The 22778-nt window shown below is 54.8% G+C and carries 22 protein-coding genes; 17 read left to right on the top strand and 5 right to left on the bottom strand.

Annotated elements, in window-relative coordinates; all coding sequences use genetic code 11:
- The first annotated feature begins 19 nt into the window (after window positions 1–19).
- Window positions 20–1309 carry a M18 family aminopeptidase gene (locus ACN0UH_RS13875; RefSeq protein ID WP_417662604.1) on the top strand — a complete coding sequence of 430 codons (1290 nt, stop codon included), beginning with the start codon at window positions 20–22 and terminating at the stop codon, window positions 1307–1309.
- A gap of 7 nt (window positions 1310–1316) precedes the next feature.
- A complete protein-coding gene (gene lpcA, locus ACN0UH_RS13880; protein WP_417662605.1) occupies window positions 1317–1904 on the top strand; it encodes a D-sedoheptulose 7-phosphate isomerase in 588 nt (195 codons plus the stop codon).
- A 71-nt stretch (window positions 1905–1975) separates the two neighbouring features.
- Here lpcA and ACN0UH_RS13885 read toward each other — a convergent pair whose 3' ends face one another.
- Window positions 1976–2692: a UTRA domain-containing protein gene (locus tag ACN0UH_RS13885; protein ID WP_417662606.1), complete on the bottom strand. Its 717-nt coding sequence runs from the start codon at window positions 2690–2692 to the stop codon at window positions 1976–1978.
- A gap of 316 nt (window positions 2693–3008) precedes the next feature.
- Here ACN0UH_RS13885 and ACN0UH_RS13890 point away from each other — a divergent pair, with 316 nt between their 5' ends.
- The 7 genes from ACN0UH_RS13890 to msrB all read left to right on the top strand — a co-directional run bounded on the left by ACN0UH_RS13890 (window position 3009) and on the right by msrB (window position 9018).
- Complete coding sequence (locus ACN0UH_RS13890) at window positions 3009–4067, top strand: ABC transporter substrate-binding protein (RefSeq protein ID WP_417662607.1); 1059 nt, start codon at window positions 3009–3011, stop codon at window positions 4065–4067.
- A gap of 87 nt (window positions 4068–4154) precedes the next feature.
- Window positions 4155–4961 (top strand): alkaline phosphatase family protein, encoded by an 807-nt coding sequence (locus ACN0UH_RS13895; protein ID WP_417662608.1) that lies wholly within the window; start codon window positions 4155–4157, stop codon window positions 4959–4961.
- A gap of 5 nt (window positions 4962–4966) precedes the next feature.
- A complete protein-coding gene (locus tag ACN0UH_RS13900; RefSeq protein WP_417662626.1) occupies window positions 4967–5812 on the top strand; it encodes an ABC transporter permease in 846 nt (281 codons plus the stop codon).
- Complete coding sequence (locus ACN0UH_RS13905; protein WP_417662609.1) at window positions 5799–6599, top strand: ABC transporter permease; 801 nt, start codon at window positions 5799–5801, stop codon at window positions 6597–6599. Before ACN0UH_RS13900 ends, ACN0UH_RS13905 begins: the two co-directional genes overlap by 14 nt.
- Window positions 6596–7585 (top strand): ABC transporter ATP-binding protein, encoded by a 990-nt coding sequence (locus tag ACN0UH_RS13910; RefSeq protein ID WP_417662610.1) that lies wholly within the window; start codon window positions 6596–6598, stop codon window positions 7583–7585. The genes ACN0UH_RS13905 and ACN0UH_RS13910 overlap by 4 nt, the downstream gene beginning before the upstream one ends.
- The gene (locus ACN0UH_RS13915; RefSeq protein WP_417662611.1) at window positions 7585–8238 is read left to right on the top strand and encodes an HAD family hydrolase; all 654 of its coding nucleotides are present in this window, start codon (window positions 7585–7587) and stop codon (window positions 8236–8238) included. Before ACN0UH_RS13910 ends, ACN0UH_RS13915 begins: the two co-directional genes overlap by 1 nt.
- A 336-nt stretch (window positions 8239–8574) precedes the next feature.
- Window positions 8575–9018 (top strand): peptide-methionine (R)-S-oxide reductase MsrB, encoded by a 444-nt coding sequence (gene msrB, locus ACN0UH_RS13920; protein WP_417662612.1) that lies wholly within the window; start codon window positions 8575–8577, stop codon window positions 9016–9018.
- A 209-nt stretch (window positions 9019–9227) separates the two neighbouring features.
- On the opposite strand, the gene ACN0UH_RS13925 is transcribed toward msrB, so the two are convergent.
- Window positions 9228–9626, bottom strand: coding sequence for a nuclear transport factor 2 family protein (locus tag ACN0UH_RS13925; RefSeq protein WP_417662613.1), 399 nt, complete (start codon window positions 9624–9626; stop codon window positions 9228–9230).
- Window positions 9627–9813: 187 nt separating this feature from the next.
- On the opposite strand from ACN0UH_RS13925, the gene ACN0UH_RS13930 reads away from it, so the two are divergent.
- From ACN0UH_RS13930 to ACN0UH_RS13955, 6 genes are all read left to right on the top strand, one after another.
- On the top strand, window positions 9814–11007 hold the full coding sequence (locus ACN0UH_RS13930) for an ABC transporter substrate-binding protein (protein ID WP_417662614.1): 1194 nt from the start codon (window positions 9814–9816) through the stop codon (window positions 11005–11007).
- A gap of 49 nt (window positions 11008–11056) precedes the next feature.
- The gene (locus tag ACN0UH_RS13935) at window positions 11057–11926 is read left to right on the top strand and encodes a branched-chain amino acid ABC transporter permease (RefSeq protein ID WP_417662615.1); all 870 of its coding nucleotides are present in this window, start codon (window positions 11057–11059) and stop codon (window positions 11924–11926) included.
- Entirely contained in the window at window positions 11923–14415 is a 2493-nt protein-coding gene (locus tag ACN0UH_RS13940; protein ID WP_417662616.1) for an ATP-binding cassette domain-containing protein, read from the top strand. The genes ACN0UH_RS13935 and ACN0UH_RS13940 overlap by 4 nt, the downstream gene beginning before the upstream one ends.
- Window positions 14412–15638, top strand: coding sequence for an amidohydrolase family protein (locus ACN0UH_RS13945; RefSeq protein ID WP_417662617.1), 1227 nt, complete (start codon window positions 14412–14414; stop codon window positions 15636–15638). Before ACN0UH_RS13940 ends, ACN0UH_RS13945 begins: the two co-directional genes overlap by 4 nt.
- 267 nt (window positions 15639–15905) lie before the next feature.
- On the top strand, window positions 15906–16952 hold the full coding sequence (locus ACN0UH_RS13950; protein WP_417662618.1) for an NADP-dependent oxidoreductase: 1047 nt from the start codon (window positions 15906–15908) through the stop codon (window positions 16950–16952).
- A 32-nt stretch (window positions 16953–16984) separates the two neighbouring features.
- On the top strand, window positions 16985–17662 hold the full coding sequence (locus ACN0UH_RS13955) for a type 1 glutamine amidotransferase domain-containing protein (RefSeq protein ID WP_417662619.1): 678 nt from the start codon (window positions 16985–16987) through the stop codon (window positions 17660–17662).
- A 69-nt stretch (window positions 17663–17731) separates the two neighbouring features.
- Here ACN0UH_RS13955 and ACN0UH_RS13960 read toward each other — a convergent pair whose 3' ends face one another.
- Window positions 17732–18427, bottom strand: a complete 696-nt coding sequence (locus tag ACN0UH_RS13960; RefSeq protein WP_417662627.1) for a GntR family transcriptional regulator — start codon at window positions 18425–18427, stop codon at window positions 17732–17734.
- A gap of 96 nt (window positions 18428–18523) precedes the next feature.
- Window positions 18524–20092 carry a gamma-glutamyltransferase family protein gene (locus ACN0UH_RS13965; RefSeq protein ID WP_417662620.1) on the bottom strand — a complete coding sequence of 523 codons (1569 nt, stop codon included), beginning with the start codon at window positions 20090–20092 and terminating at the stop codon, window positions 18524–18526.
- Window positions 20093–20271: 179 nt separating this feature from the next.
- Between ACN0UH_RS13965 and zapE the strand changes: the two genes are divergently transcribed.
- Together zapE and ACN0UH_RS13975 are read left to right on the top strand one after the other, a co-directional pair.
- Entirely contained in the window at window positions 20272–21444 is a 1173-nt protein-coding gene (gene zapE / locus ACN0UH_RS13970; protein WP_417662621.1) for a cell division protein ZapE, read from the top strand.
- An 89-nt stretch (window positions 21445–21533) separates the two neighbouring features.
- The gene (locus ACN0UH_RS13975) at window positions 21534–22409 is read left to right on the top strand and encodes a YihY/virulence factor BrkB family protein (protein WP_417662622.1); all 876 of its coding nucleotides are present in this window, start codon (window positions 21534–21536) and stop codon (window positions 22407–22409) included.
- Window positions 22410–22438: 29 nt separating this feature from the next.
- On the opposite strand, the gene ACN0UH_RS13980 is transcribed toward ACN0UH_RS13975, so the two are convergent.
- A partial coding sequence (locus ACN0UH_RS13980; RefSeq protein ID WP_417662623.1) for a nitronate monooxygenase occupies window positions 22439–22778 on the bottom strand: 340 nt, incomplete at its 5' end.

Here is a 22778-nt window from a genome sequence, read left to right on the forward strand (position 1 = left end):
ATTGCTGCCAGGAGCACCTATGCGCGACGAACTGAACCAAGGCTTGATCGACTTCCTCAAAGCCTCGCCTACGCCCTTTCATGCCACAGCTAACCTTGCCCTTCGCCTAGAAGCGGCTGGTTACCAGCGCTTGGATGAGCGCGATACCTGGCACACCGAAGCCGGTGGCCAGTATTATGTCACTCGCAATGACTCAGCCATCATCGCCTTTAAAGTGGGCAAGCGGCCACTGACCGAAGCGGGTATTCGCCTGGTTGGCGCCCATACAGACAGCCCATGCTTGCGCGTTAAACCGCACCCAGAACTGCAACGCCACGGTTTCTTCCAGCTTGGTGTAGAGATTTACGGCGGTGCGTTGCTCGCCCCTTGGTTCGACCGCGACTTATCGTTAGCTGGACGTGTAACCTTCCGCCGCGACGGCAAAGTTGAAAGCCAACTGATCAACTTCGAACTGCCGATTGCCGTCATCCCCAACCTTGCCATTCACCTGAACCGCGAAGCCAACAGCGGTTGGGAGATCAACAAACAGACCGAGATGCCACCGATTCTGGCCCAGGTCGCGGGCACTGAACCGGTTGATTTCCGCGCCCTGCTCGCCAACCAACTGACCCTTGAACACAGCTTGAACGCCGATGCGGTCCTCGATTACGAGCTGAGCTTCTACGATACCCAGCCTGCAGCTGTGATCGGGCTTAACCGCGACTTCATCGCCGGTGCGCGTCTGGACAACCTGCTATCTTGCTACGCCGGATTACAAGCTCTGCTCAGCGCCGGCGATGCTGAAACCTGCGTACTGGTCTGCACCGACCACGAAGAAATTGGCTCCAGCTCCGCCTGCGGCGCCGACGGGCCGATGCTTGAACAGGTATTGCGCCGGGTCATCCCCCAGGATCAGGACTTCGTACGCACTATCCAACGCTCGCTACTGGTATCGGCTGACAATGCCCACGGTATTCACCCGAACTATCCAGACAAACATGATGAGAATCACGGCCCAAAACTCAACGCCGGTCCAGTGATCAAAATCAACAGCAACCAGCGCTACGCCACCAACAGTGAAACTGCGGGCTTCTTCCGGCATCTTTGCCTGGAAAACGAAGTACCAGTACAAAGTTTTGTGGTGCGCAGTGACATGGCCTGTGGTTCAACCATCGGCCCAATCACTGCTAGCCAACTGGGTGTACGAACCGTTGATATCGGCTTGCCAACCTTTGCCATGCACTCAATCCGCGAGCTTGCCGGCAGCCACGACCTGGCTCATCTGGTCAAAGTTCTGAGTGCGTTCTACAGCAGCCCTGAGCTGCCTTGAGGCCAATATGATCGAGCATATTCGCAACAGCCTGCTGGAAGCGCAAAGTGCGCTGGACAACTTCATCAACAATGAGCAAACCCTGCAAAACATCGAAGATGCAGCGCAAATGCTGGTCGATAGTTTTGAGCACAAAGGCAAAGTATTCTCCTGCGGCAATGGCGGCTCGATGTGCGACGCCATGCACTTTGCCGAAGAGTTGACTGGCCGTTATCGCGGCAATCGCCCAGGTATTGCTGCGGTTTCTATCAGCGATGCCAGCCACATAAGCTGCGTGGCCAATGACTTTGGTTACGAATACATCTTCTCGCGCTATATCGAATCACACGGTCGTGAAGGCGATGTATTGCTGGCTTTCAGCACCAGCGGCAAGAGCCCCAACGTGCTCAATGCTGTGGCGGCGGCGAAGCAGCTTGGGGTTAAGGTTATCGGCCTGACCGGCAAGCCCGGCTCCAAGCTCGAAGAACTGGCGGATATTTGTATTTGCGCACCTGGAGGCAACTACGCCGACCGCGTTCAGGAGCTGCACATCAAAGTCGTGCATATTCTGATCGAGCTGATCGAGCGCAAGCTCAATCCTGAAAACTACGCATGATGTAACCGCTGCGGTGGGTGGATAAAGCATCACCCACCCACGCGCGCAGCTTGTCCACCATGACCCGGCATTCAATCCGGCACTTCGACGCTGACGTGAATGGCGTCATGGCGCCAATATTCGAGGTCACAGTCGATCAGCCGGTCATGCTGATCGCGATTCACTCGAGTAATGCGCAGCGCCGGACTGCCCACCGCGACCTTCAAACTACTAGCAGCCTCTGCATGTAGCGCCGTTGGCACCATGTCAAAGCGCACCCGCCCGTATCGAATCTGATATTGCTTGGCATACAGCTCGGTTAGCGAGCGGGTCAGGTCAAACTCAAGAATTGCCGGGAAATAAAGCGGGTTCAAGTAATGCTCCACATAGAGCACCAAGCGCCCATCAATACGCCGAGCCCGGCGAATCTGGAACACACTGGTTAACGCTGGCAGGCCGAGTATCTGGCAAATTTCTGCATTTGCCGGAATCAATCGAGCGCTTAACACCTCTGTGGCGGGCTCACGCCCTTGCTCGGCAACCATCGCATGAAAATGACTGCGCACCAGTGGGTTGTAAGCCACACGTGCTGGCGAAACAAACCAGCCACGACGCTCTTCACGGTACACAAGCCCCTGCGCTTCCAGTTGCCCCAAGGCCTCGCGCAAGGTGATGCGCGTGGTATCGAACAGCTCACTCAACTTACGCTCAGCGGGCAGCTTGTTGCCGGATACGAGCAAGCCGTGCTCGATCTGCTCTTCAAGTGCTCGACAGATAGTCGTTACCGCCCGCGGTGTTACCTCACGCATCAAGTTGTTCCTTTTGGACTAGTCCAGCCTGATTTATTAGCCAATTTAAGCAGCCCAGCATTTGCAGCAAGCCTAGGCAGTCTAGATGACGCCTAGATGACAGTCAGACTTACAGCCTCCCTCACGCCTGCTATTCGGGCAAATATGGTCCATGAAAACAGCTACTTATCTATGGTCTACGCTTGAATAGCAGTCCGCTGCCAGCGCCTATTCACAATAAGCAGTGGCGCGAGACATAAAACTGTCATTTATAGAGCCTAAATTGGCTCGGGTATTGCTGATCTAGACCAACACTTAATTTGCAAGGGAGTTTCAAATGAAACAACTGCTGCTAGCGACCTTGATGGGCTCGGCCATCGCCATGGCAACAACTGCAATGGCTGCGGATACAGATGTCAAAGCACTCGAGCAGGCTGCTCGTACCGAAGGCGAAGTGAACAGCGTTGGCATGCCTGACAGCTGGGCCAACTGGAAAGACACCTGGGCTGATCTGAACAAAACCTACGGCCTCAAACACCTCGATACGGACATGAGCTCAGCTCAAGAAATCGCCAAGTTCGCAGCTGAAAAAGACAATGCCACTGCAGACATCGGCGATGTTGGCGCTGCGTTCGGCCCTATCGCCGTACAGCAAGGTGTAACCCAACCCTACAAACCGACCACTTGGGAGCAGATTCCGGATTGGGCCAAAGATAAAGATGGCCACTGGATGCTCGCTTACACCGGCTCGATCGCATTCATCGTCAACAAGCAACTGGTCAAAGATGTACCCAAGAGCTGGGCTGACCTGAAAAACGGCAAATACAAAGTTGCCATTGGCGATGTCAGTGCCGCCGCTCAAGCTGTAAACGGCGTATTGGCAGCCGCCATCGCCAACGGCGGTGACGAGAAGAACATTCAACCCGGTCTTGACTTCTTTGGCGCCATTGCCGAGCAAGGTCGCCTGTCGCTGTCTAACCCGACCATCCAAACCCTGGAGAAGGGTGAAGTTGAAGTCGGCGTAGTCTGGGACTTCAACGGCCTTAGCTACCGCGACCAGATCGACCCAAGCCGCTTTGAAGTACTGATCCCGTCTGACGGCTCGGTGATTTCGGGCTACACCACAATCATCAACAAATACGCCAAGCACCCTAACGCAGCCAAACTGGCGCGCGAATATATTCTCAGCGACGCAGGCCAGATCAACTTGGCCAAAGGTAATGCACGACCCATTCGTGCCGACCACCTGAAACTGCCAGCTGAGGTTCAGGCCAAACTACTGCCTAACGAGCAGTACACCAATGTTAAGCCAATCAAAGACGCCGCCGCTTGGGAGGCAACCTCCAAAGCGCTGCCGCAAATGTGGCAAGAGAACGTCATCATCAACATGGAATAAGCGTTTTTAAATGCTTAACCAAAAGGGAGGCAGCGCGAGTTGCCTCCCTGTTGATTTAGAAAACCCAGTACTGGCTGTGAGTCGACTATGAAACACAACGTCATCCTAGTGATTCTGGATGGCCTGAATTATGAGGTCGCCCAACATGCCATGGGCCATCTGCAGGCCTACTGTGGCGCCGGTCGCGCTGCACTGTACAAGCTCGAATGTGAACTACCTTCGCTGTCCCGGCCACTCTACGAATGCATCATGACCGGTGTTGCACCCATCGACAGCGGCATCGTGCATAACGATGTGGTGCGCCTGAGCAACCAACGCAGCATCTTTCATTACGCCCGTGATGCGGGGCTGAGCACCGCTGCGGCGGCTTATCACTGGATGAGTGAGCTGTACAACCGCGCACCATTCGTGCCTGCCCGTGATCGCCACACCGACGACGCTGCTCTGGCGATTCAACACGGCCACTTTTACTACGCCGATCACTACCCGGATTCACACCTATTTGATGATGCTGAGCACTTACGCGCGCAGCACAAACCGAATTTTTTACTGGTTCACCCCATGAACATTGACGATGCCGGTCACAAGCATGGGCTTGATTCAGCGCAGTATCGCAACAGCGCCCGACGTGCTGATTTAGTCATCGCCGAATATTTGCAGCGTTGGCTTGATGACGGCTATCAAGTCTTGGTGACCGCCGATCACGGCATGAACAACGATCGCTCGCACAACGGTTTGCTGGCTGAAGAGCGCGAAGTGCCGCTGTTTGCACTGGGTAATGCCTTCAGCCTGGACCCAAAAGCGGCGCCCAAGCAGACGGAGCTGTGCGGCACCGTCTGCCAATTGCTTGGCGTGGCCCACGACAAACCACTGTGCGAGGAACTGCTTAAGTGAGTGCTCTGAAACCACGGAGATCATCAAGCAAATGGCTGGCTGCGCTGTGTCTCATTCCGTTTGCGCTGTTTTTTTTCGCGTTTCAGATCGCCCCGCTGATCTGGATTACGCTCAGCAGCGTTAACGTTGATGGCAGTTGGAGCCTAGCCAACTTCGAAAAAATCTTCTCCTCCAAGTTTTATCTACAAGCAATCAAACACAGTTTGCAGGTTGGATTCTGGTCGAGTCTGTTCGGCATCATCATCGCCATTATCGGCAGTTATTCCCTGCATCAGGTTGATTCAAAACTGCGCGATTTCGTCATGGCTTTTTCCAACATGACCAGCAATTTCGCGGGAGTGCCTTTGGCGTTCGCCTTTATCATCCTGCTCGGCTTCAATGGCGCGATCACCCTGCTGCTCAAGCAAATTGGCTGGATTGAAGACTTCAATCTCTACTCCAAAACCGGCTTGATCGTGCTCTACACCTACTTCCAGATTCCACTCGGGGTCATGCTCCTCTACCCCGCTTTCGACGCATTGCGCGAAGACTGGCGTGAGTCGGCGGCCTTGCTCGGTGCCAACACCTGGGATTTCTGGCGCCATATCGGCTTGCCCATACTGACACCGGCTTTACTCGGTACTTTTGTGATTCTGCTGGCGAACGCATTAGGCGCCTATGCCACGGTGTATTACCTGACGACAGGTAACTTCAACATTATGCCGATTCGCATCGCGGGCCTGGTTTCGGGCGATATTTCACTGAACCCGAACCTGGCCAGCGCGTTGTCGATGGTGCTGCTCGGGCTTATGGCGCTGATTACCGTCGTCCATCAACTGCTGCTGAAGAGGAGCTACCATGTCGCGCGTTGAAGGGCAAACCGCCAGCATCCTCTATCACCGCGTTGTGGTGTGGTTGCTGTTTTTGATCTTGCTGCTCCCGCTGGCAGGCACCTTGTTGTATTCGCTGGCAACCAGTTGGTCGGCAACCATTCTGCCTGACGGCCTGACCTTCAAGTGGTACCTGGAACTGTGGGGCGAACCGCGTTTCCTCAAGGCCTTTGGGCAGTCGCTGCTGATCTGCTTTAGCGCGTTGTTTCTGGCATCAGTACTGATTCTGCCGCTGCTGTTTGTGGTGCATTACTACTTCCCAAAACTCGACGCGCTGATGAATATCCTCATCCTGCTGCCCTTCGCCATGCCACCCGTGGTGTCATCGGTTGGCTTGCTGCAGGTATACGGCTCCGGGCCTGTGCAATTAGTGGGTACGCCGTGGATTCTGATCGGCTGCTACTTCACCATTGCCCTGCCTTTTATGTACCGGGCGATCACCAATAACCTGCAGGCGATCAACCTGCCAGACTTGATGGATGCAGCGCATCTGCTTGGCGCCAGCACTTGGAAAGCAGCATTTCTGGTGGTGCTGCCAAACCTGCGCAAAGGCTTGATGGTGTCGCTGTTTCTGTCGTTTTCGTTTCTGTTTGGTGAGTTTGTCTTCGCCAATATGTTGGTCGGTACGCGCTATGAAACATTGCAGGTTTACCTCAATAACATGCGCAACAGCAGCGGCCACTTCAACAGTGCGCTGGTGATTTCCTATTTCTTCTTTGTGTTGATTTTCACCTGGGCAGCCAACCGCCTGAACAAGGACAAGTCATGAGTTATCTGAGCATTCAGGGCCTGAACAAAAGCTACGGCAACACGCAGATTTTCAGCGATATCAACTGTGAAATCGCCCAGGGGGAATTTGTCACCCTGCTCGGCCCATCGGGCTGCGGTAAGTCGACCTTGCTGCGCTGCATTGCTGGCCTGACCACAGTCAACGGCGGGCAGATCCTGCTCGATGGCGAAGATCTGGTGCCGGTCACCCCGCAAAAACGCGGGATCGGCATGGTGTTCCAAAGCTATGCGTTGTTTCCGAACATGAGCGTCGAACAAAACGTCGCCTTTGGCCTGCGCATGCAGAAAGTCAATAAAGAACAAAGCCGCGAGCGGGTCAAAGAAGCGCTGAAGATGGTTGAGCTGAGCGATTTCGCCAATCGCTATCCGCACCAGCTATCTGGAGGCCAATGCCAGCGTGTGGCGCTGGCCCGATCGTTGGTCACTCGCCCACGCTTGCTGTTGCTGGATGAGCCGCTTTCGGCGCTTGATGCGCGTATTCGTAAACATTTGCGTGAGCAGATCCGCGAGATTCAGCAAGAACTCGGCCTGACCACGATTTTTGTCACCCACGATCAAGAAGAAGCACTGGTCATGAGCGACCGCATCTTCTTGATGAACGCGGGCAAGATCGTCCAAAGCGGCAATGCTGAAACGCTTTATACCGAGCCTGTCGATGCCTTCGCTGCAGGTTTTATCGGCAACTACAACTTACTCGATGCTGAAACCGCCAGCCGCCTGCTCGACCGTCCTATCAGCACGCGTGTGGCCATACGCCCAGAAGCGATTGCGATTGGCGCCGGTGGCGAAATTGAAGGCCTGATTCGCAGCCACAGCTTGCTCGGTAACGTGATCCGCTACCGCGTGGAAGCGCGTGGTGTTGAGTTGCTGGTCGATGTACTCAACCGCAGCGAGAGTGATCTGCACGGAAAAGGCCAGCGCATTATCCTCAGCATCGATGACCAAGCCGTGCGTGAGGTGGCATGATGACCCTGGCAATTTTTGACCTTGATGACACCTTGATCGATGGCGACTGCGCGAGTTTGTGGAGTGCCGAAATGGCCAAGATTGGCTGGGTCGACGGCGAAAGCTTTCTTGCCCGCGATCACCAGTTAATGGCTTTGTACGCCCAGGGCGAACTGGCGATGGAAGACTACATGGCGTTCAGCCTGTCGCCACTGGTCGGTCGCACACCGGAGGAAGTGGCTTTTGTCGTTGAGCCATTTGTCGAGGATGTGATCGAACCGTTATTGCATAGCGATGCAACCCGCTGCCTGGCCACTCACCGTAAAGCGGGCGATCGCGTTGTGATTATCTCTGCCTCAGCGCATTTTCTGGTCAGCGCGATTGCACAACGCCTGGGTATAAAAGACATATTGGCGATCGATCTGGATATTCAGCATGGCTGCTACAGCGGCAACACCCAAGGCGTGCTGACCTATCGCGAAGGTAAAGTCACACGCCTCAAGCAGTGGCTTGCCGAACATGACGAATCACTCGCAGGTGCCTATTTTTACTCAGACTCACACAATGACTTGCCACTGCTCAAGCTAGTCGACAATCCGCGAGCGGTGAACCCGGTTGCAGAGCTGCGAAGTTATGCCGAGCAGGCCGGCTGGCCAATCCTTAACTGGCGCTGAGCCTGAGAGTGTCGTAAGCCAATCCACTCACCTGCATCAGCCGCTAAAGCCTATTGATTGTGTAGTATGGTGATGCTGCCGGGCATCGCTTTTTAGCGATGCCAAACCAGTCACCAAACCTGCACTAGCGGAGCGCACAGCCCAGCGCGCTGACACTCAACGCCTGTAACAGTTTGCAAGTTCACGCGTCTCTACTGTGTAGATGCTAGGCAGCCTGCTCGTTAAGACTCAATATGTGCCACTTACGGCACTCACGTCTCAACGAAGCGATACAAACAGCGTCTATCTGAGTTGCCTCAGTCGGCTGCACATTCGATATTTAGCTAGGAGCCTATGATGCATAACTGGAACGATGTTATTTCTCGAGCCACCCACGGCAACCCAGCGCCTGATCGTAAGGTCACAAAAACCGAAGACGAGTGGCGCACCCAACTGGATGCGGAGCAATACCGGGTCACCCGCCAAGCCGGAACAGAGCGGCCACACAGTTCGCAAATGTGCAGCCTGTTTGAGCCAGGTGTTTATGGTTGTGTGTGCTGCGGCACGCCACTGTTTGATGGCAGCAGCAAGTTCGAATCGCACAGTGGTTGGCCATCATTTACGCAACCGATCAAAGACAACGCGGTTGCCTATCATACGGACTCAAGCCACGGCATGACCCGTATAGAGAACACCTGCAATGTTTGTGATGCTCATTTGGGCCACGTGTTCCCAGATGGACCAGAGCCAACCGGTTTGCGCTTCTGCATGAATGCTGTCTCCTTGAAGAAGCTCGATTAAAAAATCTTAATTTGTTGTTAGCCCTGTGGCGCGAGACCGCGCCACAGCTTGTTGTGTCATGAGGGCATAGACATGAAAGCGACTTGGAATGAAACGGTGATCGCTCAGTCCGATGCCACTGTCGTAGTTGAGGGCTACGTGGCGTTTTGGAAAGGTGTAGTGGTTAGCGACTAAACAGTATTGGCTCACGCCATACTGTTTAATCAGCGTCAGGCTTTCGCCACAGCTGGAGCAAGTATCCACTCGGCGCTGTCATTCCAAACATCCATTCGGGTGATTTTTCCATCACGCACTTCAAAGCGATCCAGATAACGGTTGCCACTAAAACTGCGGCCATCCGGCCATTCGCCGTACAGGGTGCCGTTCGAGTACACCACCGTATGATCGCCGCGATCAGTCCAGTCAAACTGCCCTAACGCCTTTTTGACCCAGTTATAACGCGCTGCGTTGAAGGCTGTGATGTCTTTTGCGCTTGGCATTACCCGCCCACCGGTAAAGGTTATGCGTACATCTGCAGACATGTAGGTCGCGGCCTTAACTGGGTCAGGTGCCATCGAGGCATCTAAGAAATCACTGACAATTTGTACGGCTGGGTTGTCGTGCTGCATGGTTGTTAACTCCGAATCAATAAACCTTAGGTATTCAAATTTGCGCATTGGTCTGGTGCAAGCCGCCCAAATGCTGTGCGTAAAGAACAAGTAATAGTGCTCTACCCCCCAGAATATGGGGCTTTGCTATGTGGCACCCAGTTTGCTAGCAAACTTCATACAAATGCTAGCAATCTGGAGAAACAACATGCAAAACATGCAAAAACTGCTCTCCCCCATTACCAACTTGCTGCCACGTGCAGTGGCCATAGCAACTATTAGCCTGACACTGAACAGCGCTTATGCTGAGGAACCCATCAAAGTGGGACTGGTTGCAGCACTTTCTGGGCAGTCGGCAAAATCGGGCGAAGCCCTAACCCGTGGTTTGACGGTAGCAATTGACGAAATCAATGCATCTGGCGGGATTCTCGGCCGCCCGGTCGAGTTAATCCGTCGTGACGATGAAAGCAATCCGGCCAAGGGCATGCTGGCAGCGCGGGAATTGATTCAGCGTGAGCAAGTTGCGGTGTTATTTGGTGGTCTCGACACCCCGGTTTCATTGGCTATCGTGCCCCTTGCCAACCAACTGAAAGCACCCTTTATGGGCATTTGGGCGGCCGGCACCAAAATCACTGAAAACGGCGCTAAAGATAACTACGTATTTCGTGTGTCAGCCGTCGACGAACTGGTCGACGAAGCCTTGGTTGAATATGGCGTCACTAAAAAAGGCATGCACAAACCCGGCATGATCCTGATTAACAATCCGTGGGGTGAGTCGAATGAGATCGGCTTCAAGCACGCATTGGATAAACGCAATATGCAAGCGGTGGGTATCGAGCGCATAGAAGACAGCGATCTCGACGTTATCCCACAACTCACCCGCCTGAAAAACGCCGGAGCCGACAGTCTGTTAATGGTCGGCAACGTGGGTCCATCGGCTCAGGTGGTCAAGTCGCTCGACCGCATGGGTTGGGATGTTCCTATTGTTTCGCACTGGGGCCCGGCGGGTGGTCGTTTTGGCGAGTTGGCAGGCCCGAATGCCAGCAAAGTACATTTCATTCAGACCTATGTATTTACCGATAAAAACAGCGCCAAGGGCGACTCGGTGCTGGCAGCTTTGAAAAAGCGCTATCCGGAAATTAAAACCCTGGCTGATGTCACCCCGGCAGTGGGTATTGCCAACGCCTACGACGCCATGTTCCTGGCCTCGCTTGCCATCGAAAAGGCAGGCAGCACCAAGGGAACAGAGGTGCGCGATGGCTTTTACGCGATCAATGAGTACAGCGGTCTGATCAAGGATTACAAACAGCCGTTCACCCCAACCAAGCATGACGCCTTGGGCCCGAATGATTATGTGTTCACTCATTTCGTAAATGACCAGATTGTTCCGATAGCACCTTAAACGCAGCTGTGAGCGGCTCTGCGCGCAGGGCCGCCATAAGGATAAGCAGATGATCACCGCCGCCATCATTACCGGCATCGGCCTGGGCAGTATGTACGCCTTGCTGGCCTTGGGTTTTCACATTACCTATGTGGTTTCACGCACGGTCAACTTCGCCCAGGGCAGCGCCATGATGGTCGGTGCAGTCTTGGGTTACAGCTTCTATATCACCTGGGGCTGGCCGCTCTGGCTAGCGGTACCCGCGACACTGACTTTGTGTGCGATATACGGCTTGGCGATAGAACGCTTTTTAGTCAGGCCATTTCATTCGCGTGGATCAGAAGCCTGGCTGATGGCGACAGTAGCCGGTGGCATTCTGGTGGATAACCTGGCGATGTTCAGCTTCGGCAAAGAGCCTCGTCAATTCACTTCAGAGTTGGCTAACCAAAGTATTGATTTGTTTGGCAGCAGCATTGGCGCCCTGCAAATGCTGATCCCAATTGCAGGAGCGAGTATTGCGCTGGCGCTGTTTTTGGTGCGCCGCTACACGCGCTTAGGCAAGGTCTTGGAGGCCTGCGTGCAGAACCCGCGCGCCGCCATGTTGATGGGCATTCGGGTTAACCGGGTTGTTGCAATCGCATTCGCTGTGTCGAGTGTGTTTGCCGCGCTGGCTGGATTGCTGATCGCCCCTTTGTTCAACGTCAGCGCCGAGATGGGCACCTTATTCGGCCTCAAGGCCTTTGCAGTGGCTATTTTGGGCGGTATTTCCAGCGCCAGCGGAGTATTTGCGGCGGGGCTGATTTTTGGCCTGGCCGAAGCCTTGATCACCGTTTATTTCGGTTCGGCGTTTACCCAGATATTTACCTTTGCATTGGTCATTGTGGCCTTGGCACTGCGCCCCAACGGCCTGTTTGGCAGCAAGACACTGGTGAAAGTATGAGTCTGAATAAAACACTAATTGCCCCGGTTTGCCTCGTCTTGCTGGCCATTGCCAGTGCGGTGTTAGCGCTGACACTCGACAGCTATTCGCTGCTGGTATTCACATTCTGCGCGCTCACTGTTGTGGTCGGCGTCGGCTTGAACATCCTCATCGGCTTAAGCGGGCAAATCTCGTTCGGTCACATCGCTTTTTACGCAATAGGCGCTTATGTTTGCGCCTTGCTTAGCATTGCGCAAATCCCCCTTGGCGTAGCAATGCTGGCAGCAGGACTGGTTTGTGCAACCATCGGCGGGTTACTGGCAATCCCGGCTTTAAGGGTAAGCGGACCTTATCTGGCGATGATTACCATTGCCTTTGCATTAGTGGTTCATCACAGCTTGATAGAATGGCGCTCGCTCACCGGCGGTGCTAATGGCTTGATGGGCATTCCTCTGCCAGAGTTTGGCTCACTCGACCCGACAGTCTCTTTGGCCTTGATTTCGAGTGCGCTAATGATCGCCTCCTTGGTGTTCTATCAGCGTTTACGCAATAGCGGTTGGGGGCTGGCGATGCGTGCGGTGAAATCCACAGAGATCGCTGCAAAATCGCTGGGTTTTAACCCAATGCACAGCAAAACTTTAGCCTTTGCCTTATCCGCTGGGCTAACCGGAATTGCAGGTGCTTTGGTCGCTCCCTTGATGATGTTTATCAACCCGGCGTCATTTCCATTCTCGCAATCCATTCTGTTTGTACTGGCAGTGATAGTCGGCGGTAGCGGCACATTGTTTGGCCCGTTGCTTGGCGCCTTGCTAATCGTACTTCTGCCGGAAATGCTCTCGGACTTTGCCGAATACCGCCTGCTCATATTCTCAGCCCTATTGCTTGCTGTGCTTTGGGTTGCACCTCGCGGCGTTTTAGGCACTCTTGCCAGTCTGTGGATGCGCCCAAGCAAAGTGCTTGTGAGCAGTACAGTAGACACCCAGCTATTGGCTGAATACTTCGCGCAAGCCAAAACAAGCCAAGGGTTACAAGTCAGCGAAATTGGTATTCGTTTCGGTGGCGTCCAGGCTGCACAGGGCGTTAGCTTTTCGGCCCAACCCGGTAGCATCACCAGTATTATTGGTCCGAACGGCGCCGGTAAAACCACTGTCCTCAATATGATCAGCGGCTTCTACGCGCCCGACAGCGGCAGTATTGACCTGAACCAGCCACTGGCGGGTAAACCGGCCTGGAAAGTTGCCCGTGCAGGTATCGCCCGTACCTACCAGACAACACAACTGTTTGGTGAGCTAACAGTGCTTGAAAACCTGTTGGTTGCCTTGCAAAAAGGCAGGTTGAAGCAGCCTTTCTCTCAGGCGGGCGAGCAACAACGGGAGCTTGCACTGCAACTCTTGGCCTTGGTTGGCTATGCCGGTTCGGTTAATACTCTGACAGACAACTTGCCGCACGTTGACCGGCGCCTGGTTGAAATTGCCCGGGCCTTGGCGACTCGCCCGGCAGTGCTGTTGCTGGATGAGCCAGCGGCCGGTTTAAGCCGCAGCGACACCGACAAACTCGCCGCTCTGTTCCAGCAACTCGCCGGATTCGGCATTGCCGTGATTTTAGTCGAGCACGACATGACCCTGGTCATGGCCGTTTCCGAACGTCTGCTGGTGCTGGACGCCGGTAAACCAATTGCCTGGGGCACGCCCGAAGAAGTACGCAGCAACGAGCGTGTGATTGCAGCCTACCTGGGCAGTACCAGCTATCAAGCAACCCCGCGTGAAACGCCATGGGATGGCTCACGGGATGCCCGCCTGTTCGTCAAAGACCTGGTGATTGACTATGGAGCAGCGCCAGTGGTCGACAAGGTCAACTTGCTGGTAAATCCGGGTGAACTGGTGGCGATTCTCGGCGCAAACGGCGCGGGTAAATCAAGCATCCTGCAATGTTTGGCGGGTCTGCACCCGGCAACCTCCGGCAGCATCCTGCTGGATAACGAGAGCATCCATCACGCACCACCCAACAGCATTGCCGCCCAAGGGCTGGCGCTGGTGCCTGAAGGTCGCCAGGTCTTTCCACTGCTGAGCGTGCGCGACAATCTTTTGCTTGGTGGCTATTCCCGTGGCGACAGCTATGACGCAGGCGCCGAGGTTGAAGCAATCCTCAAACGCTTTCCACGCTTGCGTGACCGTATCGACAGCCCGGCGGGCCTGCTCTCTGGCGGCGAGCAACAGATGGTCGCCATTGGTCGTGGGTTGATGGCAAAACCGAAAATACTCTTGCTCGACGAACCATCACTCGGGCTTTCTCCGGCCATGATCGGCGAGCTTTACAACACACTCGCCGCGCTACGCGATGAAGGCGTGACCATACTGCTGGTCGACCAGATGGCCAACCTGGCCTTGCAAGTCGCTGACCGCGCCTATGTGCTTGAAACCGGACGAATCGTTAAAGCGGGCAGTGCCGACGAACTGCGTGGCGACCCTGAACTTGAAGCGGCTTACCTCGGTGAAGGGGCCGCAGCATGAACAGCTTGAAAATAATCAATGCGCGCCGCGCAGACCAGCCGACACAAACCGTCGAACTGTATATTGAGGACGGTGTATTCGTTGCAGCGCCCTCTCCCACTCGAACATTTGAGGTGCTGGACCTGGCAGGAAAGTTGATCTTGCCGGGGCTGGTTGAAAGCCATATCCATTTGGACAAAGCCTGCATTATGTCGCGTTGCCAACTGGTTCACGGCACATTGAGTGAAGCGATCAGCCAGACCCGTGCGGCCAAGGCTGACTTTACCGAAGAAGATGTCTACCAACGCGGCGCAAGCGTGCTGGAGAAAGCCATAGTTCAAGGCACCAGCCACATGCGAACGCACATTGAGATTGACCCACAAATCGGCTTGATCGGGTTTAACGCAATCAAGCGTTTGCAGGCTGATTACGCGTGGGCAATAACCTTGCAGTTATGCGTCTTCCCCCAAGAAGGGCTGCTCAATAATCCGGGAACCGAGGCGCTTATGCGCCAAGCCCTCGAGCAAGGTGCAACCGTAATCGGCGGTTGCCCGTATATGGACGATCAACCATTGGCCCATATCCAGCGCGTGTTTGAATTAGCCCGCGAATACGATTGCGATATCGATTTTCATCTCGACTTTGACCTCAACCCTGAAGGTTTGACAGTTGACGAAGTGATCCGCTGCACCCTCGATTCTGGTTGGCAAAATCGAGTTGCCATCGGCCATGTGACCAAGCTCTCAGCGCTCCCCAAAGCGCAGTTGACGAGCCTGGCGATGGCGCTGGGCGAAGCTGGTGTGCAAGTGACATGCCTACCAAGCACCGACTTGTTTTTAACCGCTCGCGAGCATTTCCATAATAAACCCAGAGGTTTGGCGCCACTGGCTCACTTGCATGCCTGCGGCGTAACCTGCTCGCTTTCAACCAACAACATCGGCAATCCATTCACGCCTTATGGCGATGCCTCACTGGTGCGACAGGCAAACCTGTTCGCCAATGTCAGCCAACTCGCCACCGAGGTCGAGTTGCTTAACTGCATGAGCTGGGTTTCGACCGAATCAGCCAAGCTTTTGCATTTGCCAAACTATGGTCTCGAACCCAACTGCCGGGCTGACTTTATCGTCTTTGATGCACCGGACAGTGCTGCGGTAATTGCCGAGATCAGCCCACCATTGGCCGGTTTCAAAGCTGGCCGACAAAGTTTCCAACGTCATCAGGCGCAACTGCTGAGTCCGAGCTGACAACGATGCTGCTTGGAACTAAAAACAAGCAGCGACTCAGTCATTTAAGCTTTATCGGCCCTTCAAGTTGGCTTGAATCCCCTTCGACTCCCCCTAGACGCCCCTCTCTATCGATCGAGAACAGCTAGGCTTAGCGCTGAGCTTGATCAGCAGTTAATTGAAACCATTGCGCACAAAGCCCGCCTAAACCAAAGCTACGGGACGCAATCACTAAGCCGCCACGATGACAAATCGAGGCTCAAGTCACTCAGAAGGAGTCATGCCGATATGCCGCAATCAACGAGTATTAACCGCCAAGTTGTTCTCGCCTCTCGCCCGCATGGCGCGCCGACCGCAGAAAACTTCCGAATTGAACAAAAGCCGCTGCCCACGCCCGAGCAAAATCAGCTGTTATTACGCACCGTGTATCTTTCACTCGACCCTTATATGCGTGGGCGAATGAGCGACGCTGCCTCCTATGCCGACCCAGTTGAGGTTGGCGGTCTGATGGTCGGCGGCACCGTTTGCCGGGTCGTCAGTTCAAATAATCCGGATTTCAAGCCAGGCGACTGGGTGCTGTCCTACAGCGGCTGGCAAGATTATTCGTTGTCCGATGGCGCGGGTCTGACCAACCTTGGCAGCAACCCACAAAATCCATCCTACGCCTTGGGCATTCTGGGGATGCCTGGCTTCACGGCCTATATGGGCTTGCTCGATATAGGCCAACCCAAAGCCGGTGAAACCTTGGTCGTGGCGGCGGCAACCGGGCCTGTCGGTGCAACGGTTGGCCAGATCGGCAAAATCAAGCAGTGCCATGTTGTCGGCATCGCCGGTGGCGCCGAGAAGTGTCGTCACGCAATAGAAACACTGGGGTTTGATACCTGCCTGGATCACCATGCAAGCGACTTTGCTGAACAATTGGCAAAAGCCTGTCCTAAAGGCATCGATGTGTATTACGAGAACGTTGGCGGCAAGGTGTTTGACGCGGTGCTGCCGCTACTCAACACCCGCGCGCGGATTCCAGTCTGTGGGTTGATCGCCCAGTACAACATGACCGCCTTGCCAGAAGGGCCAGACCGCTTGACTCTGCTGACCCGCACCATTCTCACCAAGCGTTTGAAGATTCAAGGCTTCATTATTTTCGATGATTACGCAGACCGCTACGACGAATTTGCCCGCGATATGAGCCAATGGCTCGCCGAGGGCAAAATCAAATACCGCGAACAGCTTGTAGAGGGCCTGGAGAACGCACCCGAAGCATTTACCGGCCTGCTTGTCGGCAAGAATTTCGGCAAATTGGTGGTTCAAGTCGGCACTGAAGACCAATCCGACTGATCGCTAAACCGCACACAAATGATGAGGTTGATATGAATATTCTGATGGTTTTAACGTCGCACGATACCCTTGGCGATACGGGCCGTAAAACCGGTTTCTGGCTAGAAGAATTCGCCGCGCCTTACTATGTGTTCAAGGATGCAAACGCAACAATCACTCTGGCCTCACCCAAAGGCGGCCAACCGCCACTTGACCCCAAAAGCGATGAGCCAGATGCGCAAACACCCGCTACCGAACGTTTTCGCAGTGATGAAACCGCAATAAAAGCCTTGGCCAACACCCTCAAGCTTGAAAGCCTGAATGCCACTGATTACGACGCGGTGTTCTACCCGGGCGGCCACGGCCCGTTGTGGGACCTGGCGGAGGATCAACACTCAATTGCCTTGATCGAAGACTTTCATGCGGCGGGTAAACCGGTTAGCGCCGTTTGCCATGCGCCCGCCATTTTTCGTCACACCAAAGGAGTTGATGGCAAACCTCTGGTGAACGGCAAAAGCGTGACAGGTTTCAGCAACAGCGAAGAGGCTGCTGTACAACTGACCGACGTAGTGCCCTTCCTGGTTGAAGACATGCTTCAGGAAAAAGGCGGCATCTATTCAAAATCAGCAGACTGGGAAAGCTACATGGTCAGTGACGGCCACCTCGTCACAGGCCAGAACCCAGCCTCGTCAGAAGCCACAGCCGAAGCCGTATTGAAGCTGTTGCAGTAGACGAAAAACGCCCCACTCGTGCGGGTCTTCGCATGAGTGGGGCGTTTTCCGTTTAACCTCTGGGCCTGATTAGAGCCCGGCGAGGGCCTGGCGCAGATTCACCTCTTCAGGTTCTTGATCATCAAGTGCCAACTGACCTTCAAGCTCATCCAAGTGATCGAGCATGACTTGTACAGCCTTTTCGCGATCGCCTTCTTGCAACGCAGTAATGATGTCCTGATGCTCGTCGGAAGCGCAGGATGGCACATCGTTGCGCTGATATAAGGCAACAATCAACGAGCTTCGCACCATCAAATTAGCCAGTATTTCACTCAACACCGTATTGCCGCTGAGCTCGCCCAATAGCAGGTGAAACTCACTTAACTCACGCACAATTGCACGACGATCTGTGGCGTTGGTGGCACAGCGCTCGTTGCACAAATGAGTACTTACCCGGTGCGCATGCTCACGCATTACTTGCGGGCTGATACTCTCAACTATCGCACGCTCTATTGCCCGTCGCGCGGCAAAAACTTCACGTGCCTCTTTTGCTGTCGGCTGAGAAACCAGCGCACCGCGATTAGGCTCGATGGTGACAATACGCTGCATCGCTAAACGCTGTATCGCCACTTGAACGTGATTGCGGTTGGCCTGCAGCGTTTCAACAATTTGCGCTTCAATCAAGCGCGTACCCGGTCGCAAGCGATGCTGAGCAATCGCCTTTGACAGCACATCAACGATGCGCTGTACCTCAATTTGTTTAGCGCTGACGCTCATCGAACCCATGTTGCCCTCGGTCACCCAGTCGCTAGATTGCAAAACCCGAGGCTTATTATCCGCCACAGTCGACACCCCGGCAAACGCTGAACGCCCTGACCAGAGCTAATCTGCCTGCCCTAAACTGACTCCCTGGCCGCGCGGATCATGCATAGCAAAGCGCTTGCCGGTGTTTTCAATGGCGATAGCTCCGGCTTGCCCGGTGAATGGACTCGCGGCGGGTATCACTTCGACTTCATGTCCCAGGGTTGCGAGGCGGTCGATTACGGCAGGGTCGATATCCGCCTCAAGTTTCAAGTTATCGGTGCTGTCAAAGAAGCTTCTGCCCAACAAAAACCTCGGCATGCTCAAGGCTTTATCAATGGGCTGGGCATAGTCGATCAACTGGGTGGCTAATACCAGCTGCGTTTGCGGCTGGCCATCACCGCCTTGTGTACCGAAGAACAAACGACGCCCATCGTCCGCCAGGTAACACGACGGATTGAGTGTATGGGCCGGACGTTTACCCGCCGCCCAAGCATTGGCGTGTGTAGGATCAGCATTGAAACCTGCTGCACGGTTTTGCCAAAGCACGCCGGTGTCACCCATGATGCAGCCCGAACCAAAATCGTGAAACAGGCTCTGGATCAAGCAGGCGGTGCGGCCTTGCTCATCGGTTGCCGCCATCCATACCGTATCCGCCGGGCGTCCTGGCTCAGACCAGGCCGCCGCACGGTTTTCATCAATCTGCGCGGCATATTGCTGAGCACAGGCATCAGACAAGCTGGCGTTGAAATCCCATCCTGTCGCCAATGGATCGCACAGCTGCGCATTACGTCGCAATAAGCCTTGCTTGATGGCTTCAACCAGTGCGTGATAATAGCGGGCGGAGCCATTCGCATATTGGTGCAACGGCATATGTTGCAATGCCGACATGGCCTGAAGTGTGTAGAGCCCTTGGCACGGGGGCGCGATATTGAACAGCTGTCCCTGACGATAACGGACCGATATTGGCGCAACTTCTGGTGCCCGGGTCGCCGCTAAATCTGCAGCGGTCAAACCACAGTCCAACTGGCTGAATGACTGGGCAAATGCCTGCGCCAGTTCACCTTGATAGAAGTCGTCAATCCCCGCATGAGACAACCGGAGCAAGGTGTTGGCCAACTCAGGTTGGCGCAAGATATCGCCCGTTTGCATCCAGCGCCCATCACGCTTGCACAGCGCGTGAAGGTCGGGCAGCCCTTCGATCATGGCTTTACGCCGTTCCTGCCAGAATAATTGCGACTCAGACACCTCGACCCCGCGTTGCGCGGTTGCAGCTGCTTCATCCAACAAGTCAGTCCAGCTCATACGAGAGCCCCACTGTCGGCTAATTTGCTGAGCAGTTTTCCAACTCGCCATGGCGCCTGCTGTAGTCGCAACAGCGCCAGGCCCGCGCAATGTAATTGCTCCACCCGACGGTAACTGCTGCCCGGCCTGACCGATCCCCATAATGGTGCGTACTTGACTGTCGTGAATCATCCATAGCGCATCACCGCCCAGCCCTGTCATGTGCGGATACACCGCAGCAAGCATCGCACTGGCCGCCAACATGGCATCGATTGCCGTACCACCGGCCTCTAATATCTGCATGCCTGCGGCACTTGCATCAGGGTGTGGGGTACAGATCACGCCACGACGGGACTCAGCTATCATCGGTTCAGCTCCTGACTTTGCTAGCTATCTACAAACACTTTGCTAACAAAGTAAGCAATAACCGTTCCCTATCTTTTTGCCCCTGACGTTGAGCAGGTTACAATCGGCTCACTTTCTACCAAAGCTGCGCGGTCACATATGCGGTATTGCCGGGCGAAATCTACAGCGAGCAACCCGCCATGACCGAACTAGCCCCTCTTGCAGCCTATCAACATGCGTTAGACCATTTGGGTTTCAAGCCCGATAAGGCACAAGCGTTTGCCGCCGAACAACTGCAAGCCTGTTATCAAGCGCTGCACAGCCCAGAAGCCGATACACCAGCTGCAACTGGCGTGTATTTGTGGGGGCCGGTTGGGCGCGGCAAAACCTGGTTGATGGATCAATTCTATAAAAGCCTGCAAGTCCCAAGTCGTCGCCAGCATTTCCATCACTTTATCCGCTGGGTGCATCAGCGTATGTTCCAGTTGACGGGCACCAGCGACCCGCTACGGGCACTGGCGTGTGAGCTGCGCGATGAAGTGCGGGTCCTGTGTTTTGACGAGTTGTACGTCAACGATATTGGCGATGCGATTATTCTCGGCAGGTTGTTTCAGGTGATGTTCGAGGAAGGCGTGGTAATGGTCTGCACCTCAAACCAGCCGCCCGACCAGCTTTACGACGGTGGCTTTAATCGCGAGCGTTTCCTTCCGGCAATCGCAGCCATTGAAGCCAATATGCAAGTGGTAGAAATTGATGGCGGCCAAGACCACCGTCTGCATCCGGGTACACAAATCCAACGTTTCTGGCGCAGCGCCAATGATGGCCCCAGCGCCTTGCATGATGTCTTTCTGCGCCTGAGTGAAGGCCAGCAAAACACAGCTGAACCCATGATGCTGAATCAACGCAGCATAAAATTGGTGCGCCGTGCGGGCACTGTAATCTGGTGCCGCTTTGCCGACCTTTGCGTAGAAGCGCTGGCCGCTGACGACTACATCGCCTTGTGTGACCAATTCAGCGCTATCTTGTTGAGCGACGTACCTAACTTAAGTGCTGAGCCACGCAGTGCCAAAATCGCGAGAGGCACTGAAGATGGCGTACAGCGTATAGAGGCGGGGGATCGCGAACTACCCAGCCTGTCAGTCCACGACGACAGCGTACGACGCTTTATCGCCTTGGTTGACGAATGCTACGACCGCCGCGTGCCCTTGTATATTGAAGCCGCCGTGCCACTGGCTGAGTTGTATACCGAAGGTTATCTTGAGTTTGCTTTCAGGCGCACGCTCAGTCGTCTACAAGAGATGCAACTCCAGCGCTTCACCGGGCAGGCAGAGCATGAGCCCACAGAATCAGCTATGGAGCTGGACAGTGTTTAGCACTCGTTAACTGAACTGTTATCGATTAATTGCGCTCAAAAACAAGCAGCATATCGAGTTCATATCACCACGCGCAGAAAGGAAGCCGCATGCTTTTCCCGGATTTTACCGGCCTCAGGTTGCATAAAGTCATCAAAAAAACCGTTGTCGATTTCGTCGACGACGAGTTACCCACTTATGCCTCGGCGCTGGCGTTTCAGATCTTTTTCTCGCTGTTCCCTTTCTTGCTATTTTTGGTCGCGATCATCGGTGTGCTCGACTTGCAGCCATTCTTTGACTGGCTCCGCGAGCAGGCCGCGCTGGTGATGCCACGCGCGGCATATGACTTGGTCAACCCGGCGATCGATCAACTGCAAACGCAAAAAGCCGGGCTGTTCTCGGTCGCAATCGTGGTTGCATTGTGGACGGCTTCATCAGCGGTGCGCTCGGTGATGGTTGCAACCAACCGCGCTTACGGCGTCAAGGAAGGCCGCCCGGCGTGGAAGCGCTTTCCACTGTCGTTTATCTACACCATCGCCATCGCCATTACTCTGCTCAGTGCTGCAGGCTTGATGGTGCTGGGGCCACAGGCGATGAACTGGCTTGCGCAGCAATTCGGCATCGAGCAAATCGTGGTCACGCTATGGGCAATCCTGCGCTGGCCCATCGCGATTTGTATGCTGATGCTGGTGGTATCGGTGGTGTATTACGTGGCCCCGGATGTCGAGCAGGAGTTCCGCTTTATCACGCCGGGCTCCATTCTTGCGGTCATCGTATGGATAGCGGCGTCGATGGGCTTTAGCTATTACGCGCAGAACTTCGCCGACTACAACGCAACCTACGGCAGCATTGGCGCAATCATCATCCTGCTGCTCTACCTGTATATCTCATCGGCGGTGCTGTTATTCGGTGCTGAACTGAATGCGGTCATAGAGCACAGTGTCGAGGAAGGCAAAGACCCGGGCGAAAAGGAGATTAACCCTTAACCCAAAGCCTTGCCCAACTCGACAGAGGATCAATGCTGCGCGGCTTGATACTCTTGCACCAACAAAGCAAACAGTTCAGCCGCTGGCAGTTCGCGGGCCAGTGCAGCGCCCTGCCCGGCCCAGTAGGCTGCAAACTCCAAGTTACCCGCCGCCGCAGCCGCTGCGATCAACTGCTTACCCGCGTCATAACCAATGCCAAAGCCAGGCACCGGCGGATGTCCGGCTGCGCCAACCTCGCGCATAAAGCGATTTACCATGCCCCGCGCCGGGCGCCCGGAGATCACCTTGGTCACTTGTGTGGTACGAGCTCGCTCGCTGCTAAGCATGCTGCGATAACCCGCATTTGCAGCGCTCTCTGGGCATAGCACA

Source organism: Pseudomonas sp. (assembly GCF_048265905.1).
Taxonomy (GTDB): Bacteria; Pseudomonadota; Gammaproteobacteria; order Pseudomonadales; family Pseudomonadaceae; genus Aquipseudomonas.

What these genes read in the sequence shown, in the direction of transcription:
- ACN0UH_RS13875 (WP_417662604.1), top strand. Translation starts at nt 20, where the DNA reads ATGCGCGACGAACTGAACCAAGGCTTGATCGACTTCCTCAAAGCCTCG.
- lpcA (WP_417662605.1), top strand. Translation starts at nt 1,317, where the DNA reads ATGATCGAGCATATTCGCAACAGCCTGCTGGAAGCGCAAAGTGCGCTG.
- ACN0UH_RS13885 (WP_417662606.1), bottom strand. Translation starts at nt 2,692, where the DNA reads ATGCGTGAGGTAACACCGCGGGCGGTAACGACTATCTGTCGAGCACTT.
- ACN0UH_RS13890 (WP_417662607.1), top strand. Translation starts at nt 3,009, where the DNA reads ATGAAACAACTGCTGCTAGCGACCTTGATGGGCTCGGCCATCGCCATG.
- ACN0UH_RS13895 (WP_417662608.1), top strand. Translation starts at nt 4,155, where the DNA reads ATGAAACACAACGTCATCCTAGTGATTCTGGATGGCCTGAATTATGAG.
- ACN0UH_RS13905 (WP_417662609.1), top strand. Translation starts at nt 5,799, where the DNA reads ATGTCGCGCGTTGAAGGGCAAACCGCCAGCATCCTCTATCACCGCGTT.
- ACN0UH_RS13910 (WP_417662610.1), top strand. Translation starts at nt 6,596, where the DNA reads ATGAGTTATCTGAGCATTCAGGGCCTGAACAAAAGCTACGGCAACACG.
- ACN0UH_RS13915 (WP_417662611.1), top strand. Translation starts at nt 7,585, where the DNA reads ATGACCCTGGCAATTTTTGACCTTGATGACACCTTGATCGATGGCGAC.
- msrB (WP_417662612.1), top strand. Translation starts at nt 8,575, where the DNA reads ATGCATAACTGGAACGATGTTATTTCTCGAGCCACCCACGGCAACCCA.
- ACN0UH_RS13925 (WP_417662613.1), bottom strand. Translation starts at nt 9,626, where the DNA reads ATGCAGCACGACAACCCAGCCGTACAAATTGTCAGTGATTTCTTAGAT.
- ACN0UH_RS13930 (WP_417662614.1), top strand. Translation starts at nt 9,814, where the DNA reads ATGCAAAACATGCAAAAACTGCTCTCCCCCATTACCAACTTGCTGCCA.
- ACN0UH_RS13935 (WP_417662615.1), top strand. Translation starts at nt 11,057, where the DNA reads ATGATCACCGCCGCCATCATTACCGGCATCGGCCTGGGCAGTATGTAC.
- ACN0UH_RS13940 (WP_417662616.1), top strand. Translation starts at nt 11,923, where the DNA reads ATGAGTCTGAATAAAACACTAATTGCCCCGGTTTGCCTCGTCTTGCTG.
- ACN0UH_RS13945 (WP_417662617.1), top strand. Translation starts at nt 14,412, where the DNA reads ATGAACAGCTTGAAAATAATCAATGCGCGCCGCGCAGACCAGCCGACA.
- ACN0UH_RS13950 (WP_417662618.1), top strand. Translation starts at nt 15,906, where the DNA reads ATGCCGCAATCAACGAGTATTAACCGCCAAGTTGTTCTCGCCTCTCGC.
- ACN0UH_RS13955 (WP_417662619.1), top strand. Translation starts at nt 16,985, where the DNA reads ATGAATATTCTGATGGTTTTAACGTCGCACGATACCCTTGGCGATACG.
- ACN0UH_RS13960 (WP_417662627.1), bottom strand. Translation starts at nt 18,427, where the DNA reads ATGGGTTCGATGAGCGTCAGCGCTAAACAAATTGAGGTACAGCGCATC.
- ACN0UH_RS13965 (WP_417662620.1), bottom strand. Translation starts at nt 20,092, where the DNA reads ATGATAGCTGAGTCCCGTCGTGGCGTGATCTGTACCCCACACCCTGAT.
- zapE (WP_417662621.1), top strand. Translation starts at nt 20,272, where the DNA reads ATGACCGAACTAGCCCCTCTTGCAGCCTATCAACATGCGTTAGACCAT.
- ACN0UH_RS13975 (WP_417662622.1), top strand. Translation starts at nt 21,534, where the DNA reads ATGCTTTTCCCGGATTTTACCGGCCTCAGGTTGCATAAAGTCATCAAA.